General features: G+C 41.2%; 1 protein-coding gene. It reads left to right on the plus strand.

Features of this window, described 5'->3' with window-relative positions; genetic code table 11:
• On the plus strand, window positions 1-221 hold a 221-nt coding region (locus ADI76_RS06535; RefSeq protein ID WP_049515221.1), incomplete at both ends, for a GBS Bsp-like repeat-containing protein.

Consider the following 221-nt stretch of genomic DNA (forward strand, 5'->3'; position numbering starts at 1 on the left):
GAACTGGCAAGATGATCTAGTATGGCACAAAGCAGTCCGTCAAAGTGATGGCAGCTACCGTGCAACTATTAAGGCAAGCGATCATAAAAATGAAGATGGTAAGTACCATGTCCACGTCTACTATGTGGATCAAGCTGACAAACGAAACTACATCACAAAGACTACAACAGAAGTACATCAAGTAAAACCAAGCGGCACGTTAACGATTGAGAATAACAATA

Origin of the sequence: Streptococcus parasanguinis (assembly GCF_001074805.1) — a bacterium.
GTDB lineage: Bacteria > Bacillota > Bacilli > Lactobacillales > Streptococcaceae > Streptococcus > Streptococcus parasanguinis_A.